The organism is Actinokineospora globicatena (genome assembly GCF_024171945.1).
Taxonomy (GTDB): Bacteria; Actinomycetota; Actinomycetes; order Mycobacteriales; family Pseudonocardiaceae; genus Actinokineospora; species Actinokineospora globicatena.
In genome coordinates, this window is the sequence record NZ_JAMTCR010000002.1 from 1,415,002 (window position 1) to 1,428,495 (window position 13,494).

The 13,494-nt window shown below is 69.6% G+C and carries 18 protein-coding genes; 10 read left to right on the forward strand and 8 right to left on the reverse strand.

All coding sequences use genetic code 11. The features are described 5' to 3' along the window. The first annotated feature begins 51 nt into the window (after positions 1–51). Together LV79_RS06775 and LV79_RS06780 are read left to right on the forward strand one after the other, a co-directional pair. Positions 52–414, forward strand: a complete 363-nt coding sequence (locus LV79_RS06775; protein WP_285469566.1) for a TFIIB-type zinc ribbon-containing protein — start codon at positions 52–54, stop codon at positions 412–414. 13 nt (positions 415–427) lie between these two features. Next, positions 428–1,042: a P-loop nucleotide/nucleoside kinase family protein gene (locus LV79_RS06780; RefSeq protein ID WP_253835860.1), complete on the forward strand. Its 615-nt coding sequence runs from the start codon at positions 428–430 to the stop codon at positions 1,040–1,042. Here LV79_RS06780 and LV79_RS06785 read toward each other — a convergent pair. Continuing rightward, positions 1,029–1,532 (reverse strand): DinB family protein, encoded by a 504-nt coding sequence (locus LV79_RS06785; protein ID WP_253833151.1) that lies wholly within the window; start codon positions 1,530–1,532, stop codon positions 1,029–1,031. The genes LV79_RS06780 and LV79_RS06785 overlap by 14 nt on opposite strands. A gap of 133 nt (positions 1,533–1,665) precedes the next feature. On the opposite strand from LV79_RS06785, the gene LV79_RS06790 reads away from it, so the two are divergent. The 6 genes from LV79_RS06790 to LV79_RS06815 all read left to right on the forward strand — a co-directional run bounded on the left by LV79_RS06790 (position 1,666) and on the right by LV79_RS06815 (position 5,139). Then, a complete protein-coding gene (locus LV79_RS06790) occupies positions 1,666–2,094 on the forward strand; it encodes a helix-turn-helix domain-containing protein (RefSeq protein ID WP_253833154.1) in 429 nt (142 codons plus the stop codon). Continuing rightward, a complete protein-coding gene (locus LV79_RS06795; RefSeq protein WP_253833156.1) occupies positions 2,072–2,689 on the forward strand; it encodes a hypothetical protein in 618 nt (205 codons plus the stop codon). The genes LV79_RS06790 and LV79_RS06795 overlap by 23 nt, the downstream gene beginning before the upstream one ends. Positions 2,690–2,773: 84 nt before the next feature. Beyond that, positions 2,774–3,067: a DUF2516 family protein gene (locus LV79_RS06800; RefSeq protein ID WP_253833158.1), complete on the forward strand. Its 294-nt coding sequence runs from the start codon at positions 2,774–2,776 to the stop codon at positions 3,065–3,067. A 152-nt stretch (positions 3,068–3,219) separates the two neighbouring features. Continuing rightward, positions 3,220–3,798 carry an alpha/beta fold hydrolase gene (locus LV79_RS06805; protein ID WP_253833160.1) on the forward strand — a complete coding sequence of 193 codons (579 nt, stop codon included), beginning with the start codon at positions 3,220–3,222 and terminating at the stop codon, positions 3,796–3,798. Next, positions 3,795–4,334 carry a YbaK/EbsC family protein gene (locus LV79_RS06810; RefSeq protein ID WP_253833168.1) on the forward strand — a complete coding sequence of 180 codons (540 nt, stop codon included), beginning with the start codon at positions 3,795–3,797 and terminating at the stop codon, positions 4,332–4,334. Before LV79_RS06805 ends, LV79_RS06810 begins: the two co-directional genes overlap by 4 nt. 112 nt (positions 4,335–4,446) lie before the next feature. Next, positions 4,447–5,139, forward strand: coding sequence for a response regulator (locus tag LV79_RS06815; RefSeq protein ID WP_253833170.1), 693 nt, complete (start codon positions 4,447–4,449; stop codon positions 5,137–5,139). Here the strand turns inward: LV79_RS06815 and LV79_RS06820 are convergent. Then, positions 5,128–6,249 carry an LOG family protein gene (locus LV79_RS06820; RefSeq protein ID WP_253833172.1) on the reverse strand — a complete coding sequence of 374 codons (1,122 nt, stop codon included), beginning with the start codon at positions 6,247–6,249 and terminating at the stop codon, positions 5,128–5,130. The two genes, LV79_RS06815 and LV79_RS06820, sit on opposite strands and share 12 nt — an antisense overlap. Before the next feature lie 43 nt (positions 6,250–6,292). Here LV79_RS06820 and LV79_RS06825 point away from each other — a divergent pair, with 43 nt between their 5' ends. Next, positions 6,293–6,727 (forward strand): SRPBCC family protein, encoded by a 435-nt coding sequence (locus tag LV79_RS06825; RefSeq protein ID WP_253833174.1) that lies wholly within the window; start codon positions 6,293–6,295, stop codon positions 6,725–6,727. Here LV79_RS06825 and LV79_RS06830 read toward each other — a convergent pair. The 5 genes from LV79_RS06830 to LV79_RS06850 form a co-directional block, all read right to left on the reverse strand. Then, a complete protein-coding gene (locus LV79_RS06830) occupies positions 6,724–7,551 on the reverse strand; it encodes a GNAT family N-acetyltransferase (protein WP_253833176.1) in 828 nt (275 codons plus the stop codon). The genes LV79_RS06825 and LV79_RS06830 overlap by 4 nt on opposite strands. Positions 7,552–7,810: 259 nt before the next feature. Then, on the reverse strand, positions 7,811–8,686 hold the full coding sequence (purU, locus tag LV79_RS06835) for a formyltetrahydrofolate deformylase (RefSeq protein WP_253833186.1): 876 nt from the start codon (positions 8,684–8,686) through the stop codon (positions 7,811–7,813). A 303-nt stretch (positions 8,687–8,989) separates the two neighbouring features. Continuing rightward, positions 8,990–9,727, reverse strand: a complete 738-nt coding sequence (locus tag LV79_RS06840; RefSeq protein WP_253833189.1) for a MerR family transcriptional regulator — start codon at positions 9,725–9,727, stop codon at positions 8,990–8,992. A gap of 66 nt (positions 9,728–9,793) precedes the next feature. Further along, positions 9,794–10,612, reverse strand: a complete 819-nt coding sequence (locus LV79_RS06845; RefSeq protein WP_253833191.1) for a class I SAM-dependent methyltransferase — start codon at positions 10,610–10,612, stop codon at positions 9,794–9,796. Positions 10,613–11,144: 532 nt separating this feature from the next. Beyond that, on the reverse strand, positions 11,145–11,630 hold the full coding sequence (locus LV79_RS06850) for a DUF2505 domain-containing protein (RefSeq protein WP_253833193.1): 486 nt from the start codon (positions 11,628–11,630) through the stop codon (positions 11,145–11,147). Between the two features lie 25 nt (positions 11,631–11,655). Here LV79_RS06850 and LV79_RS06855 point away from each other — a divergent pair, with 25 nt between their 5' ends. After that, positions 11,656–12,744, forward strand: a complete 1,089-nt coding sequence (locus LV79_RS06855) for a UDP-N-acetylmuramate dehydrogenase (protein WP_253833195.1) — start codon at positions 11,656–11,658, stop codon at positions 12,742–12,744. 12 nt (positions 12,745–12,756) lie between these two features. On the opposite strand, the gene LV79_RS06860 is transcribed toward LV79_RS06855, so the two are convergent. Beyond that, positions 12,757–13,491, reverse strand: coding sequence for an SDR family NAD(P)-dependent oxidoreductase (locus LV79_RS06860; RefSeq protein ID WP_253833197.1), 735 nt, complete (start codon positions 13,489–13,491; stop codon positions 12,757–12,759). Positions 13,492–13,494 lie beyond the last annotated feature (3 nt).

Consider the following 13,494-nt stretch of genomic DNA (forward strand, 5'->3'; position numbering starts at 1 on the left):
TTGATCACGGCCATGCCGACATGCGCACCAGTAACTGCGTAGTCTGACGTAGTGATTTGTCCGAAGTGCCAAAACGTGATGCGCACCGTCGACCGCCTCGGCGTGCACATCGACCAGTGCGATGGGTGTCGGGGGATCTTCCTCGACCGTGGTGAGCTCGAGCAGATTGCCGCAGCTGAGCAGCGCCACTACACGGCAGCGGCACCGCCTCCGCCGTACCAGGGTGCGCCGCCGCCTCCTGCCGCTTATCCGCCTCCGGCTGCCGCGCCGTACCCCCCTCAGGGCTACGGGCACGGCTACCGCGACTCACCCCCCGGGTACCGCGACTCGCCTCCCGGGTACGGCCACGCCAGCCACGGCCACTACGGGCACAAGAAGCGTCGTAAGAGCTTCCTCGAAGACCTCTTCGACTGATCCGTTGAACCCGATGATCTGCGTCGCCTGCGGAGAGTGGGCTGACGAGCCTCGGGTCGACGGCGACGTCCTGGTCTGCGGGTTGTGCGGGCATCGGGAGCCCTTCGCGCGGCTCCCGATGTTCGCTCTGACCGGCCCCAGCGGCACGGGTAAGTCAACCGTGTGCCGCGGTCTCGGCGCGCTCTTGGGCGAGCGCGCGGTGGTCGTGGAGCAGGACGTGCTGTGGATCGGTGCCCTGCGCGACCCCGAGGACGACTTCGGGGCGTTCCGGCAGACCTGGCTGCGGATGGCGGCCATGATCAACCAGAACGGCCGCCCGACGGTGCTGTGCGGCACCGTCGCCCCGCCGCAGTTCGAGCGTCGTCCCGAACGCGTGCTCTTCTCCGAGATCCACTACCTCGCCCTGGTGGCCGACGACGACGTGCTGGCCAAGAGGCTGCGCGCTCGACCTGCCTGGCGAGGTTGGGACAACGAGCAGCGGATCTCGGACATGCTCGCCTTCAACTCGTGGATCAAGACGACCACGACAGAGCCGCCGATGGAACTGCTGGACACCACCACGGCCACGGTGGGGGACACGACCAAGGCTGTCGCGGACTGGATCCTGGGCCTGCTCAAGGCCCGGTAGTGCCGTCGATCGCCTCCCGCAGGAAGTCGGCGTGCCCGTTGTGCCGCGCGTACTCGTGGATGAGGTGCAGCATCACCAGCCTCAGCGACACGTCCGACCCCCATCGAGGGAAGTAACCGGTCACATCGAGTGATTCCGCTGCCTGCTCGATCTCGCGAGAGTGCGCTACCTCGCGCTGCCACGTCGACACTGCCTCGCTGACCGTGGCGCCCTCTAGGTCGAACGCCTGCTGGTAGTCACCGCTGTCTGACCACACCAACGGCAGGTCTCGGCCGTCGATGACCCTCCGGAACCAGGTCCGCTCTACCTCCGCCATGTGCCGGACCAAACCGAGGAGAGTTAGCTCTGACGGCGGCGATGACCTGCGGCGCATGTCCTCCTCTGACACGCCCTCGCACTTCATGGCCAGCGTCGCGCGGTGGAAGTCGAGGTACGCGCGCAGGGTCTCCCGCTCCCCGCCGGTCAACGGCGGGCTGATCCGGTCACTCATGCCGCAAGCCTCCTCCTCGCCGGACATGCTCCGGCGCGCGCTGTGATCGACCGCACTGACCTGCGCAAGCAGTCCGCTTGCAGCAGCTAGCACGCGGGCGTACCGTCGGTGGTGGCACGAGGAGGCGGTACCGGTGGACGACAACGAGGGCAGTGCGATCGACAAGGTCGCGGACCTCGGTCGCGGGATCGGCGCGTACATCAAGCAGCAGCGCAACAACGCCGAGATCTCGCTGCGCCAGCTCGCCCGGTTGGCCGGAGTCTCCAACCCCTACCTCAGCCAGATCGAACGTGGCCTGCGCAAGCCGAGCGCCGAGATCCTGCAGCAGATCGCCAAGGGGCTGCGGATCTCCGCGGAGGCGCTGTACGTGCAGGCCGGGATCCTCGACCTCCCGGCCGGGGGTCCGGTCACCGACGCTGTCCGCGCCGACCGTGACCTGACCGAGCGGCAGAAGCAGGTGCTGATGGACGTCTACGAGTCCTTCCGCCGCGAGAACGCTGCCGCCAAGTCCACTGTGGAAGGCCAACAGAGGAGTGACGATGACGCTGCCGAAGACCGATGACGTCCGCAAGGCCGGTGGGCAGGCCGTTGCCGCGGTGAACACCGCGATCGAGCAGGCCCGCACCCCGCTGCTCGCCGCGCTAGGCGCCGGTGACCTCGCCGCGAAGGCGGTCGTGGACGCGGTGCAGAAGGCCAAGGCGCGCGCCGAGACGACCCCGGGCGAGCTGCGCGGCAAGTTCGACCCGGCCGAGCTGCGCAAGCTCGTCGAGGAGTACACCGCCGCCGCGTTCCGGCTCTACCAGGGCCTTGCCGAGCACGGCGAGGGCGCGCTCGACAAGCTGCGCGCGCAGCCGCAGGTCAAGAAGCTGGAGGAGGCCATCGAGGCCGCGCAGGTCCGGGTCGGTGTCGCCGCCGGTGACGCCAAGACCCTGGCCGAGGACGTGCTGGCCAAGGTGACCGGCAAGACCCGCGAGGCGGGCGAGAAGGCCGCTGAGACGGCCGAGACGGTCGCCGCCGAGGTGGCCGAGGCCGTGCTGGACGCGGGTGACGAGGTGGCCGAGGAGGCCCGCAGCGCGACCCGCCGGGTCGCGAACCGCACCGCCCCCGCGACCAAGCCCGCCGCCCGCAAGCCTGCCACCAAGCCGACCACCAAGTGACTCGACTGGACCCCGTGCGCCTCCCCCGGGTGAGCGCGCGGGGTCTTGTGGTGGATTCGGGCGGATCGCACGTAGGCTGACGAGGTGCCACCTACCGCGTACTTGATCCTGAGGGTCATCGACTGGGCCGCCGTGCCCGTCGCGGCCTTCGCGTTCATCCACGCGCTGCTGCAGCGGCCGGACGCGTATTCGGCCGCTGAGCGCTTGAGCAAACCCGCGTGGGTCGGTATCACCGCGGGGGCCACCGCCGCACTGCTGCTGTTCAGCTTCGCCAGCACCGGCTGGATCCTCTGGACCGCGGGTCTCGTGGCGGCGCTCGTGTACATCGTCGACGTGCGGCCGAAGCTGATCGAGGTGCAGCGCGGCCAGCGGTGGTGATTGCCCGCGCTTACGGCTCGGGAGAACCACGCACGATCGTTGTCCCGGGGTTGGGCGCCACCGCGGGCGAGGCTCGCATCCCGGCGTCAGGCCTACCTGGCACGCGGATTGTGTTGACCCTTCCTTCGCACGCTGACGCTACCGACGCGCCGTTGGACTACTGGCGCTATCCCGCGATCGCCGATGACGTTTCCAGTGCCCTTGACGGCGCGCGGCAGGCCATAGGTGTCTCGCTAGGGGCGGGAGCCCTCAGTAACCTCATTTCCCGCTCTCCTGACACGCTCGACCGGGTCGTGTTGATGCTGCCCGCCGCTCTTACGAAGCCGAGGCCTCCAGCTTCTGCCGCGCACGTGCTGGAGATGTCTACAGCGGCTCTCAACGGCGATCGGGAACGTCTGCGCGCTCTTGTCGCGGCCGACGCGCCTGGCGGCTTGGACGACTACGTCGATGACCGCACGGACGCACTTCTTCGATTGGGTCCGGCACTGGACGCCGTCGCCACCCAAATCCCGGTGCCTGATCCGGCGGCACTCCTGCATGTCTCGGCCGAAATACTTGTTGTTGCCGCAACTGGTGACTTGTTGCACCCAGCGGAGACCGCCCACGAGGCGGTGGCCGCCTTCCCGAAAGCGACCCTGGTCCAGTTCGACTCGCCCGCGCCAATGGTCACCCACCGGCGCGAGTTGCGGGCACTGCTCGTCGACTTCCTCGGCGTACCCTCTGCCGGGTGACCTGGACCATCGCCGGAACCCTCACCGTTCTCCCCGCCGCGGAACACCCCGAACTGCTCGCCGACCCCGTTGCCAAGGCTCTAGTGGCACTCGACGCCAGTCGCGTCGGTGTCGCCGAGATCGATCCGGATCTCGCTGACACTGCCGCCTTCTGTGAGCACTACGGCTCACCGCTGAGCGCTTCGGCTAACTGCGTGGTCGTACTCGGCAAGCGGGGTGGCGACGAGCGGCTCGCGGCGTGTTTGGTGCTGGCGACCACGCGGGCTGACGTCAACGGTGTGCTCCGTAGACGCCTAGACGTACGCAAGGCCTCCTTCGCGCCGATGGAGCTAGCTGTGGAGCAGAGCAGAATGGCCTACGGCGGCATCACACCGGTGGGGCTGCCGCACGAGTGGCCGTTGTACGTAGACGCTGCCGTTGCCGCTGCCCCGGAACTCGTGATCGGTAGCGGCATCCGGGGTAGCAAGCTGCTCGTGCCAGGTGACTTGATGGCCGCGCTACCGGGCGCGGAGGTAGTCGAAAACCTCGCCCGATAGACCGAACGAGCGGCGTTGGCCCCGACGATCGTCGGGATGACGCCACATTCCCTGTTCCACCACGCTTTCAGTGTGCTTGCATACGCCCCGTGAGCAGGAGAGGGGCTATCACGTGACTACGCAGACCGAGGTTGATGGGACAGTCATCGAGCGAGCGGTGATCCGAGTGGGGATCGTCGACGACGAACCGATGGCGCGCGCGTTCGTGTCCAAGATCCTGGGCGCGGCCGCGGACGTCGCGGTCGTCGCCGAGGGGGCTGACGGAGCCGACGCGTTGGAGTTGGTGCGCACGACCGAGCTGGACGTGCTGTTGCTGGACCTGCGCATGCCCAGGATGGATGGGCTGGACGCGCTTCGCGAACTCCGCAGACAGCCCAGAGTCCCCGCGGTCGTGGTCCTCACGACCTTCCACGCGGACCAGGCGGTCGCCACCGCGCTGCGGCTCGGCGCAAAAGGTTTTCTGCTCAAGCACATCGAGCCCGCGGAGTTGGTCCGCGCCGTGCGCGTGGCCGCCAACGGCGGCGCCGTGCTCGACCCGACGTTGACCAACGACCTGATGGGCCACCTGGCCACCCACCACCTCGACCGCATCGGTGCGGCGGCCGAGGTCACCCGGCTCTCCGCGCGGCTGCGCGACGTGCTGCGGTTGGTGGGGATGGGGCGCAGCAACGGTGAGATCGCCGAAGAGCTGCGCCTGTCCGACTCCACCGTAAGGGGCTACGTCTCGGAGATCCTCGCCGCGACAGGTTGCGCTAACCGCGTCACCGCGGCCGTTCTCGCGCAGCGGGCGGGGTTACTCGACTGACGCGTAGGTAGCCAGGAACGCGACAGCCTCGGCGGCGTCATCGGTGACCAGGATCCACCGCTCCGCAGGTCGCCCCTTGGCCAGTTCGCGCACCAACGGCGCGGCCGGGACCTCCTCGGTCCAGAACCGCTCGCCCAGGAACACCATGGGCGCAGCGGGCCCGACCGAGCCGTAATGGTTCTGGGTGTAGTCCTGGAAGACCTCCTGGACCGTGCCCGCGCTGCCGGGCGTGTAGATGATGCCGCCGGTCGCCACGGTCAACAGGCCCTCTTCGCGGACCGAGTTCTCGAAGTACTTCGCGTGCAACTCGCAGAACGGATTTGGCGGTTCATGTCCGTAAAACCAGGTCGGCAAGCCGATGGTTCTCGGCTGGTCGCCGGTCGGTAGGTCTACCGCCAAACCTGCTGCCAGCCAGCGACCGATCTCCGCGGGGTCGACCGACCGGCCGCTGCCGAACCTCGGCGCCGAGGCCAACACCGCCAGCGCGTCATCCACCCCGGACTTGTCAGCGAGTCGGACGCCGAGCGGGACCGCCTCCATCGCACCGGGGCCGCCACCGGTCAACACGGTGAACCCTGCCTGGCCCAGCTGCACGCCTAGCTCTACCGCGCCGCGGTAGCCCTCAGAGTCACGAGTAAGGGCGTGACCGCCCATGACGGCGACCGGCATCCCCGTGAGGACGTCGTCGAGTGCCTCGCTGATGCCGTGGTCGTGGAGGCGTTCGGCCAACGCGTGTAGCGGGTCCGGCGGGTGCCCCTGCTCCTGGGTGTGCTGGTAGATCCGGGCATCGGGTGTGAGTGCGTAGGTCTCCGGCTGGGTAGCGTCAAAACCCTCGAACAGCTCCGCAGGGGTGTAGAGCCGAGACCGGTACACCTCGTAGGGCAATCCGGGAACCGCTGGGAACAAGAGGGCGCCAGCCGCGTGGGCACGCCGTTGAGTCTCTGGGCGGAGAGTGCAGCCTAAGAGCAAGGCGCCGTCGAGGGACGTCTTCAGCAGGGAGTCGTCGTCCGGGTCTGTGAGGTCCAACCTAACCAGGACGGTCTTACGCAGGTCCAAGCCGTTTTCGCGATGCTTACGCAGGCCTGGCAAATCAGCGATCTCGATGCGCACGCCGGTAGCCTAAGCATCCCCGGTTGCCGACGTATGGAGAATGATGAACCAGGTCCAGGCGCTTGCCGAACGTACGATCGCCGCGCCCGTGGATCGCGTACGAGCCGCTGTGGCCGACTACCGGGAAGTCCGACCGCGAATCCTCACGGCGCACTACAGCGAGTACGAGGTTCGGTCCGGCGGTACCGGTGCGGGCACGGTTGTGCACTGGCGGTTCCAGGCCACGAGCAAGCGGGTGCGCGACTGCCTGCTCGACGTGAGCGAGCTGAGCTCGGGCGCGCTGGTGGAATCGGACCGAAACTCCACCTTGGTCACCACATGGACCGTAGAGGGCAACGCCACCACCTCAACCGTGCGCGTTGCTACTACCTGGGAAGGTGCCAACGGGGTCAAGGGGTTCTTCGAGCGCCTCTTCGCTCCGGCGGGCCTCAAGCGCGTCCACGACGAACAGCTGGCCAAACTCGCCGCCGAGCTCTAGCCCAACGCCTGCATGAACGGTGCGTGAACGCCTAGGCGGTCGCCCGGGAGTGGGCGACCGCCTAGGGTCATCAGGTCGCAGCGGAAGGCCGGTGCGAGGCCGCGTTCAGCGAGCCAGCTCGCCAGCTCCGGGTGCTGGTCGTCGACGTCGACCCGGATGGCCCCGCCGACGTCCGCCGCCAAGTCCGCGATCAGCGCGCGGGCGTCCGCCGGGTTGGTGGCGATGACCGGCCCGACGATGGTGGAGTCCAAGTCGGTCCCAGGACGCCAACTGGCCGCGTACCCGACGAGGTCGCCGTTCCGCTCGACGACGCGAACGTGGTCGGCGAAGTCGAACAGTCCGGACAGGACGTTGGATCGATCCACTCCGAACACCGCTGTGTCGAGGGTCAGGATGGCCGCCAAATCGCCCCCGCCGGCCGTCCTCGTACGGCCGCTCGGACCGGCGTCGAGCGTGCCGCTGTAGGCGTCGACCTCGGCGAGGGACCGGAAACCGAGCCGCTCGTAGAGCGGGCGGCCGAGTGAGGTCGCGTGCAGGTGCACGGTCGCGTCGCCCGCCTCGGCCAGCACGTGGCTGACCAGGCGGGTGCCGAGGCCCTGGCGGGCGTGGCGAGCGGCCACCAGCACCATGCTGATGGCCGCCACGTCGCCCGAGGTGGTCAGGATCGTGGACGCGACGAGGTTGTCGCCCTCGTCGACGATCCCGTAGCCCTGCCCGGTGTCGAGCAGGAACTCCCACTTGCGGTCCTCGTAGGGCCACTCCCGGTCCGCCGCCAGCTCCAGGCACGGTCTGACGTCGGTAGTGGACAGCGTTCTGACTCTCATGGTGCCAACCTCCCCAGTGGTCACACGGGAATCGTGCCGCTCGATTGCCTTGTGCGGCAAACGATTTAGCGCGCATACTCGGAAATTGGCAGTTCGTCAAACGGCTATCCCGAGTTATCCCCACACCATCGTGTCACTGACGCGGGCCACCAACGCGCCTACCGTGGAAATCGGACACCAAACCCGACTCCCCGAGGAAACCGTTGTGCGCCAACACGTTCTCCACCAAGGTCTCCGCCCGAACCTCCGCCAGGCTCGATCAGAACACCACGGTCTTGTTGCCGTGCAGCAGGATCCGGCCCTCCAGGTGCGCCCGCAGGCCGCGCGCCAGCACGACCTTCTCGATGTCGCGGCCCTTGCGCACCATGTCCGCGACCGAGTCGCCGTGGCCGACCCGGATCACGTTCTGCTCGACGATCGGACCCTGGTCCAGTTCGGCGGTCACGTAGTGGCAGGTGGCGCCGATCAGCTTGACGCCGCGCTTGTGCGCCTGGTGGTAGGGCCGCGCGCCGACGAACGAGGGCAGGAAGCTGTGGTGGATGTTGAGCGCCCGCCCGGCCCAGTCCGCGCACAGCTGCGGGGGCACCACCTGCATGAACCGCGCCAGCACGATCGCGTCCGGGGTGCTGGCGTCGACCAGCTGGCGCAGCTGCGCGAAGGCGGCGGCCTTGCCCTCGGGGTCGGCGGCGGGGAACGGCACGTGGTGGTACGGGATGCCGTGCGCGCGGGTGATCGGGGCGAGGTCGGTGTGGTTGCCGACCACCGCGCGGACGTCGACGTCCAGCTCTCCGCTGTGCACCCGGCCGAGCAGGTCGTAGAGGCAGTGCCCCTCCTTCGACACCAGGATCACCACCCGGCGGCGCACCCCGGTGTCGACCACGCTCCAGTCGGCGGCCGGGCTCAGCTCGCGCGCCACGGCGGCGAACCGCTCCCGCAGCTCGTCCACCCCGAACGCGATCGAGTCGGCCCGCACCTCCTGCCTGGTGAAGAACCAGTTGGTCTCCGGATCGGTGTGGTACGCCGCCTCGACGATCCACCCCCCGGCGTCCGCCAGGAACCCGGCGATCCGCGCGACGATGCCCGTCCGGTCCGGACACCCCAACCTGATCACATAACGACGCTCGTTCGACGGCACGCGCCAATCCTCGCAGCTCCTGTCCACTTGGCAGTCCACCCCGGCCGCCTGCGGTTCGCGTGGTCGCTCGCGCACCGGGCGTGGCGTGTCGTCGTGGCGATGCTCCTGAGAGCACGTGGTGCCATCGAGAAGTTGTGCCGTGGTGGGTTCTCGGCGGCGCGCTGCGGCCTTGGTGTGCTGCGGGGCGGCGGTGGTCGTGGCGGGCTGGTGCGGGTTGGTCAACGGTCGTGGGCGATCGTGTTCCGGCGCGGTGTGCCGCTGGGTGGCCGGTGGTGGTGTGGCGGCACCGGCCACCCAGCGGGACTACGACAGCGTGGTCTCCGCGTACTCCGTCATCGCCGCGCGCAGGTACTCCGCGAGGCGGGGGTCGGTCTTGTCGAAGTTCGCGCGGAACCGCGGGTCGTCGGCGTAGACGTCAGCCAGGCCCTTGTACGACTCGCGGTTGGGCTGCCAGAACGCCTGGATCCAGCGGTAGTGGCCGTCGATCGTGGTCTGCACCGCCGCGTCCCGCGGGGTGCGGCCCGCGTCGATGTGCTCGACCAGCGCCGCCAGCATGGCCGCCCACTCCTCGCCGTGGCCCTGCTGCCAGGTGGCGGCACCGCCCGTGGTCACCGCCTCGGGGCCCCAGCGCTCCCTGGCCTCCTGCTGCAGCTGGTCCTGGGTGGCGGCGTCGAACCCGTCGAACCAGTGGTCGGTCTTCGTCATGGTCGTTCCCTCCTCGACATCGGTGATGGTTCTGGAGACGGTCCTGGCCAGCCGGTCGAACCGGTCGCGCTCGGCGAGCAGCCAGCGGTGGTGCATGCGCAGCACCGCGACCTGGTCCTGGCCGTCGCGCACGATCTCGGCGATCGCGTCCAGGCCGAGACCCAGCTCCCGGAGCACGAGGATCTGCTGCAACCGCAGCAGTTGGTCCTGCTCGTAGTACCGGTAGCCGTTGGCCCCGACCCGTGCGGGCGGCAGCAGGCCGATCTCGTCGTAGTGCCGCAGCGTCCGCGACGTCACCTTCGACATGCGGGCGACCTGAGCCGTCGACCAAGCCATCTGAACCTCTCCTACCTGGGCTTTTCCGGCCCGACACCTACGGTAGAAGTTGACGCGACGTCAATGTCAAGCCGAGTTCGGCGCTACCGCCGACCACGAAAGGGTGACCTCGCCCAGTCGCCACCGCCGACGGGTGTCCAGCACCGGCCAACCCTCGGCCGCCAGCAGCCGCACCGCCTCCACCCAGCGGGCCCGCGGGCCGAACGGGGCGTACGGGGCCGCCGTCGCCCAGCAGCCGTCCAGGGCGCGCAGGAGGTCGAACACCGGCTCACCGGGCACGTTGCGGTGGATCAACGCCTTGGGCAGCCGCTCGGCCAGGTCGGAGGGGCGTTCCAAGTCCGCGGGCAGGCAGGCCAGGGTGAAGGTGCGCGGGCCGTCGGCGTCGAGCAGCACCCAGGAGCAGCGCCTGCCGATCTCGTCGCAGGTGCCCTCGACCAGCAGACCGCCCGGCGCGAGGCGCGCCAGCATCGTCGCCCAAGACCGCGCCGACTCCTCCTCGGGGTACTGGCGCAGCACGTTGAAGGCGCGCAGCAGCACCGGCCGCGCGCCCGCCAACTCGAACCCACCCCGGCGGAAGTCCAACACCGGCGGATCCGCGACAAGCTTGCCCGCCGCGACCCGCTCCGGATCGATCTCCAGGCCGAGTACCCGAACCTGGGGGTGCACCGCGTGCAGCCGGGCAGCCAGTTCGACCGTGGTGACCGGAGTGGCGCCGTAGCCGAGATCGACCACGAGCGGGTCCGGACTGTCCAAAACAGACTGAACGGCCGCCGTGCCCAACAGCCACCGATCCACCCGCCGCAAGCGGTTCGGGTTGGTGGTGCCCCGAGTCGGCACCCCAAGCGCCCTAGCCCGCCCCGCAGCCAACCGTGGCGCCTTGGCCATCACCGCGCCATTCCCCTCACGTACCAAACCCCAGTCACCAACCCAGCCCAACCCCTCGCCGCCGAACGCCCCCGACCCCCAAACCCCCGCCGCGCCACCCGCGCACCACCACCGCCACTCCCCACCCCGGCGCCCACGCCCACCCCTTGGCCGGTCCCCGCTCCTGACACCGTGACCAAACCCGCGGCGTTGCCCGAACCTCGGCCAGCACCCACACCCGGCGTGATGGCTACGCCCGACACGGCCAGCGCGCCCAGGGCGGTGCCCGAACCTCGCCCGGTAGACAGCCTTGCGCCCGGGGCGTTGCCTACCTCTTGGCCAGCGGCCGCACTTGGTTTGGTGGCCGAGCCTGGTTTGGTGCTTGCACCTTGTGCGGTGGGTGTGGCCGCAACTGGTGTGGGGGTTGCGCTTGCGGTGGGTGGGTGGGGGCGCGGGTGATGGGGTGGGTGTGGGCTGGGAGTTGGGTGCGCGTTGTGTTGGGAACGGGCGTTTGGGGTGGTGCGGTTCGAGGAGGGGGTGGGGGGTGGTGGGGTCACTGGGACTCGGTGAAGGCGGCTTCGGCGGTGAGGAGGTCGTGGATGTGGGTGGCGATGGCGGATTCGATTTTTCCGCCGATCAGCGGGATGCGGACCTTCACCTCGGCGGCGGTGTGCAGTTCGCTGCCGGTTGGGGTGGTGGTGAGGGTGTAGGTCCCGTTGACCTCGCCGGGGACGCCGGTGACTGTTGCCTTGGTGGTGCCGGTGAAGCCTTGGGTGGCGGGCCGCCAGGTCTCGGTGCGTTCGACGACCAGGTCGCCCTTGACGATGGTGCGGATGGCTGAGGGGAGCTTGGTTGAGTCGATGCCCTGGCGCAGGCGGTAGCGCACTGTCTCGCCGGTGGTCTCGAGGTCGACGAGGGTGGCGTCCTTGCCGCCGATGGCGCGCAGGCGGGACTCGAGGAACGCGCGGTCGACCAGGCGGGCGTGCACGGTGGCTGCCGGGGCGGTGAACGCGGCGCGGTGCTCGATACGGCTGGTCATGTGCGGGAGGTTACCGTTGGTGCCCGTGACCAGCCTTCCCCTCGGCGCCGACGTTCGTTCCGGTGTCCCGCTGTCCGGCTACACCACGCTGCGGCTGGGTGGACCCGCGGCCAGATTCGTCACCGCGGGCTCGGCCGCGGAGGTGGTGGACGCCGTCAAGGCGGTCGACCGGAGCGGGGAACCGCTGCTCGTGCTCGGTGGCGGGTCCAACCTGGTCATCGGGGACCTCGGGTTCGACGGGACGGTCGTGCTCGTCGCCAACCACGGGAGCAAGATCGACTGCGTTGAGCCGGGGCGGGTCCAATTGACCGTCGAGGCCGGTGAGGACTGGGACACCGTCGTCGCCGGGACGGTGGAGGCCGGGTTGGGTGGGCTGGAGTGCCTGTCCGGGATCCCCGGGCTGGTCGGGGCCACGCCGGTGCAGAACGTCGGCGCGTACGGGGTCGAGGTGTCGCAGGTGCTCGTCTCGGTCGACCTGCTCGACCGGGCCACCGGCGAGGTCAGGACCCTGCGGACCGACGAACTCGGGCTGGACTACCGGACGAGCGTCCTCAAGGGCACCGACCGGGCCGTGGTGCTGCGGGCGCGGTTCGAGCTGTCCGACGACGGGTTGTCCGCGCCGGTCCGCTACACCGAGCTGGCCAGGGCGCTCGGGGTCCGGCAGGACGAGCGGGTCCCGGTGGCGGACGCTCGGGCCGCGGTGCTGGACCTGCGGCGCGGCAAGGGCATGGTGCTCGACCCGATCGACCACGACACGTGGAGCGCCGGGTCGTTCTTCACCAACCCGATCATCCCGCTCCCGGCGGTCGACGACGTCCTCGCCCGGATCGTCGCCGTCGTCGGGCCGGAGACCACCGTCCCCCGGTACCCGGCCGGGCCGGGGGCCGCCAAGCTGTCCGCCGCCTGGCTGATCGAGCGGGCCGGGTTCGGCAAGGGCTTCGCGCGCGGGCCGGTCGGGTTGTCGACCAAGCACACCCTCGCCCTCACCAACCGCGGGTCGGCCACCACCGCGGACCTCCTGGCGCTGGCCAAGCAGGTCCGCGATGGCGTGCACACCGCGTTCGGGGTCGCGCTGCACCCGGAGCCGATCCTGATCAACTGCGCGCTGACCTGAGTCCCGGGTACGTCAGCCGGTGCGGTGCGCCCGGGTCGCGGAGGCCTGGGCCCTGGGCTTGAGGACGATCTGGTCCAGGTTCACGTGCGGGGGCCGGGTCAGGGCGAACGCGATCACCTCGGCGACGTCGTCGGCGGTGAGCGGCGTGATGCCCTCGTAGACCTTGTTCGCGCGGGTGGTGTCGCCGTTGAACCTGACCAGGGAGAACTCGGTCTCCACCATGCCGGGCAGGACCTCGGTGAACCGGACGGGCTCGCCGAGGTGCTCGCCGCGCAGGGTGCGGTGCAGGGCGGACTGGGCGTGCTTGGCCGCGGTGTAGCCGGAACCGCCGTCGTAGACCTCGATGGCCGCGATGGAGGTGACGGTCACCACGTGGCCGTTGCCGGAGGCGATCAGCTTGGGCAGCAGCGCCTTGGTGACCCGCAGCGTGCCGAGCACATTGGCCTCGTACATCCAGTTCCAGTTGTCCTCGTCGGCCGCGTCGACGCGCTCGAGGCCCTTGGCACCACCGGCGTTGTTCACCAACGCGTGGCACTCTGGAACCCGGTCGGCGAACGCCGCGACTGAGGCGGGGTCCGTCACGTCCAGTTCGATCGCGGTGCCGCCTACCGAGTCGGCGACCTCGGTGAGCCGGTCCAGCCGCCGGGCGCCGAGCACCACGTGGAAACCGGCCGCGGCGAGGTGGCGGGCGGTGGCCGCGCCGATGCCCGCGCTCGCCCCGGTGACTACTGCGATTGGCTTGTTCACGGT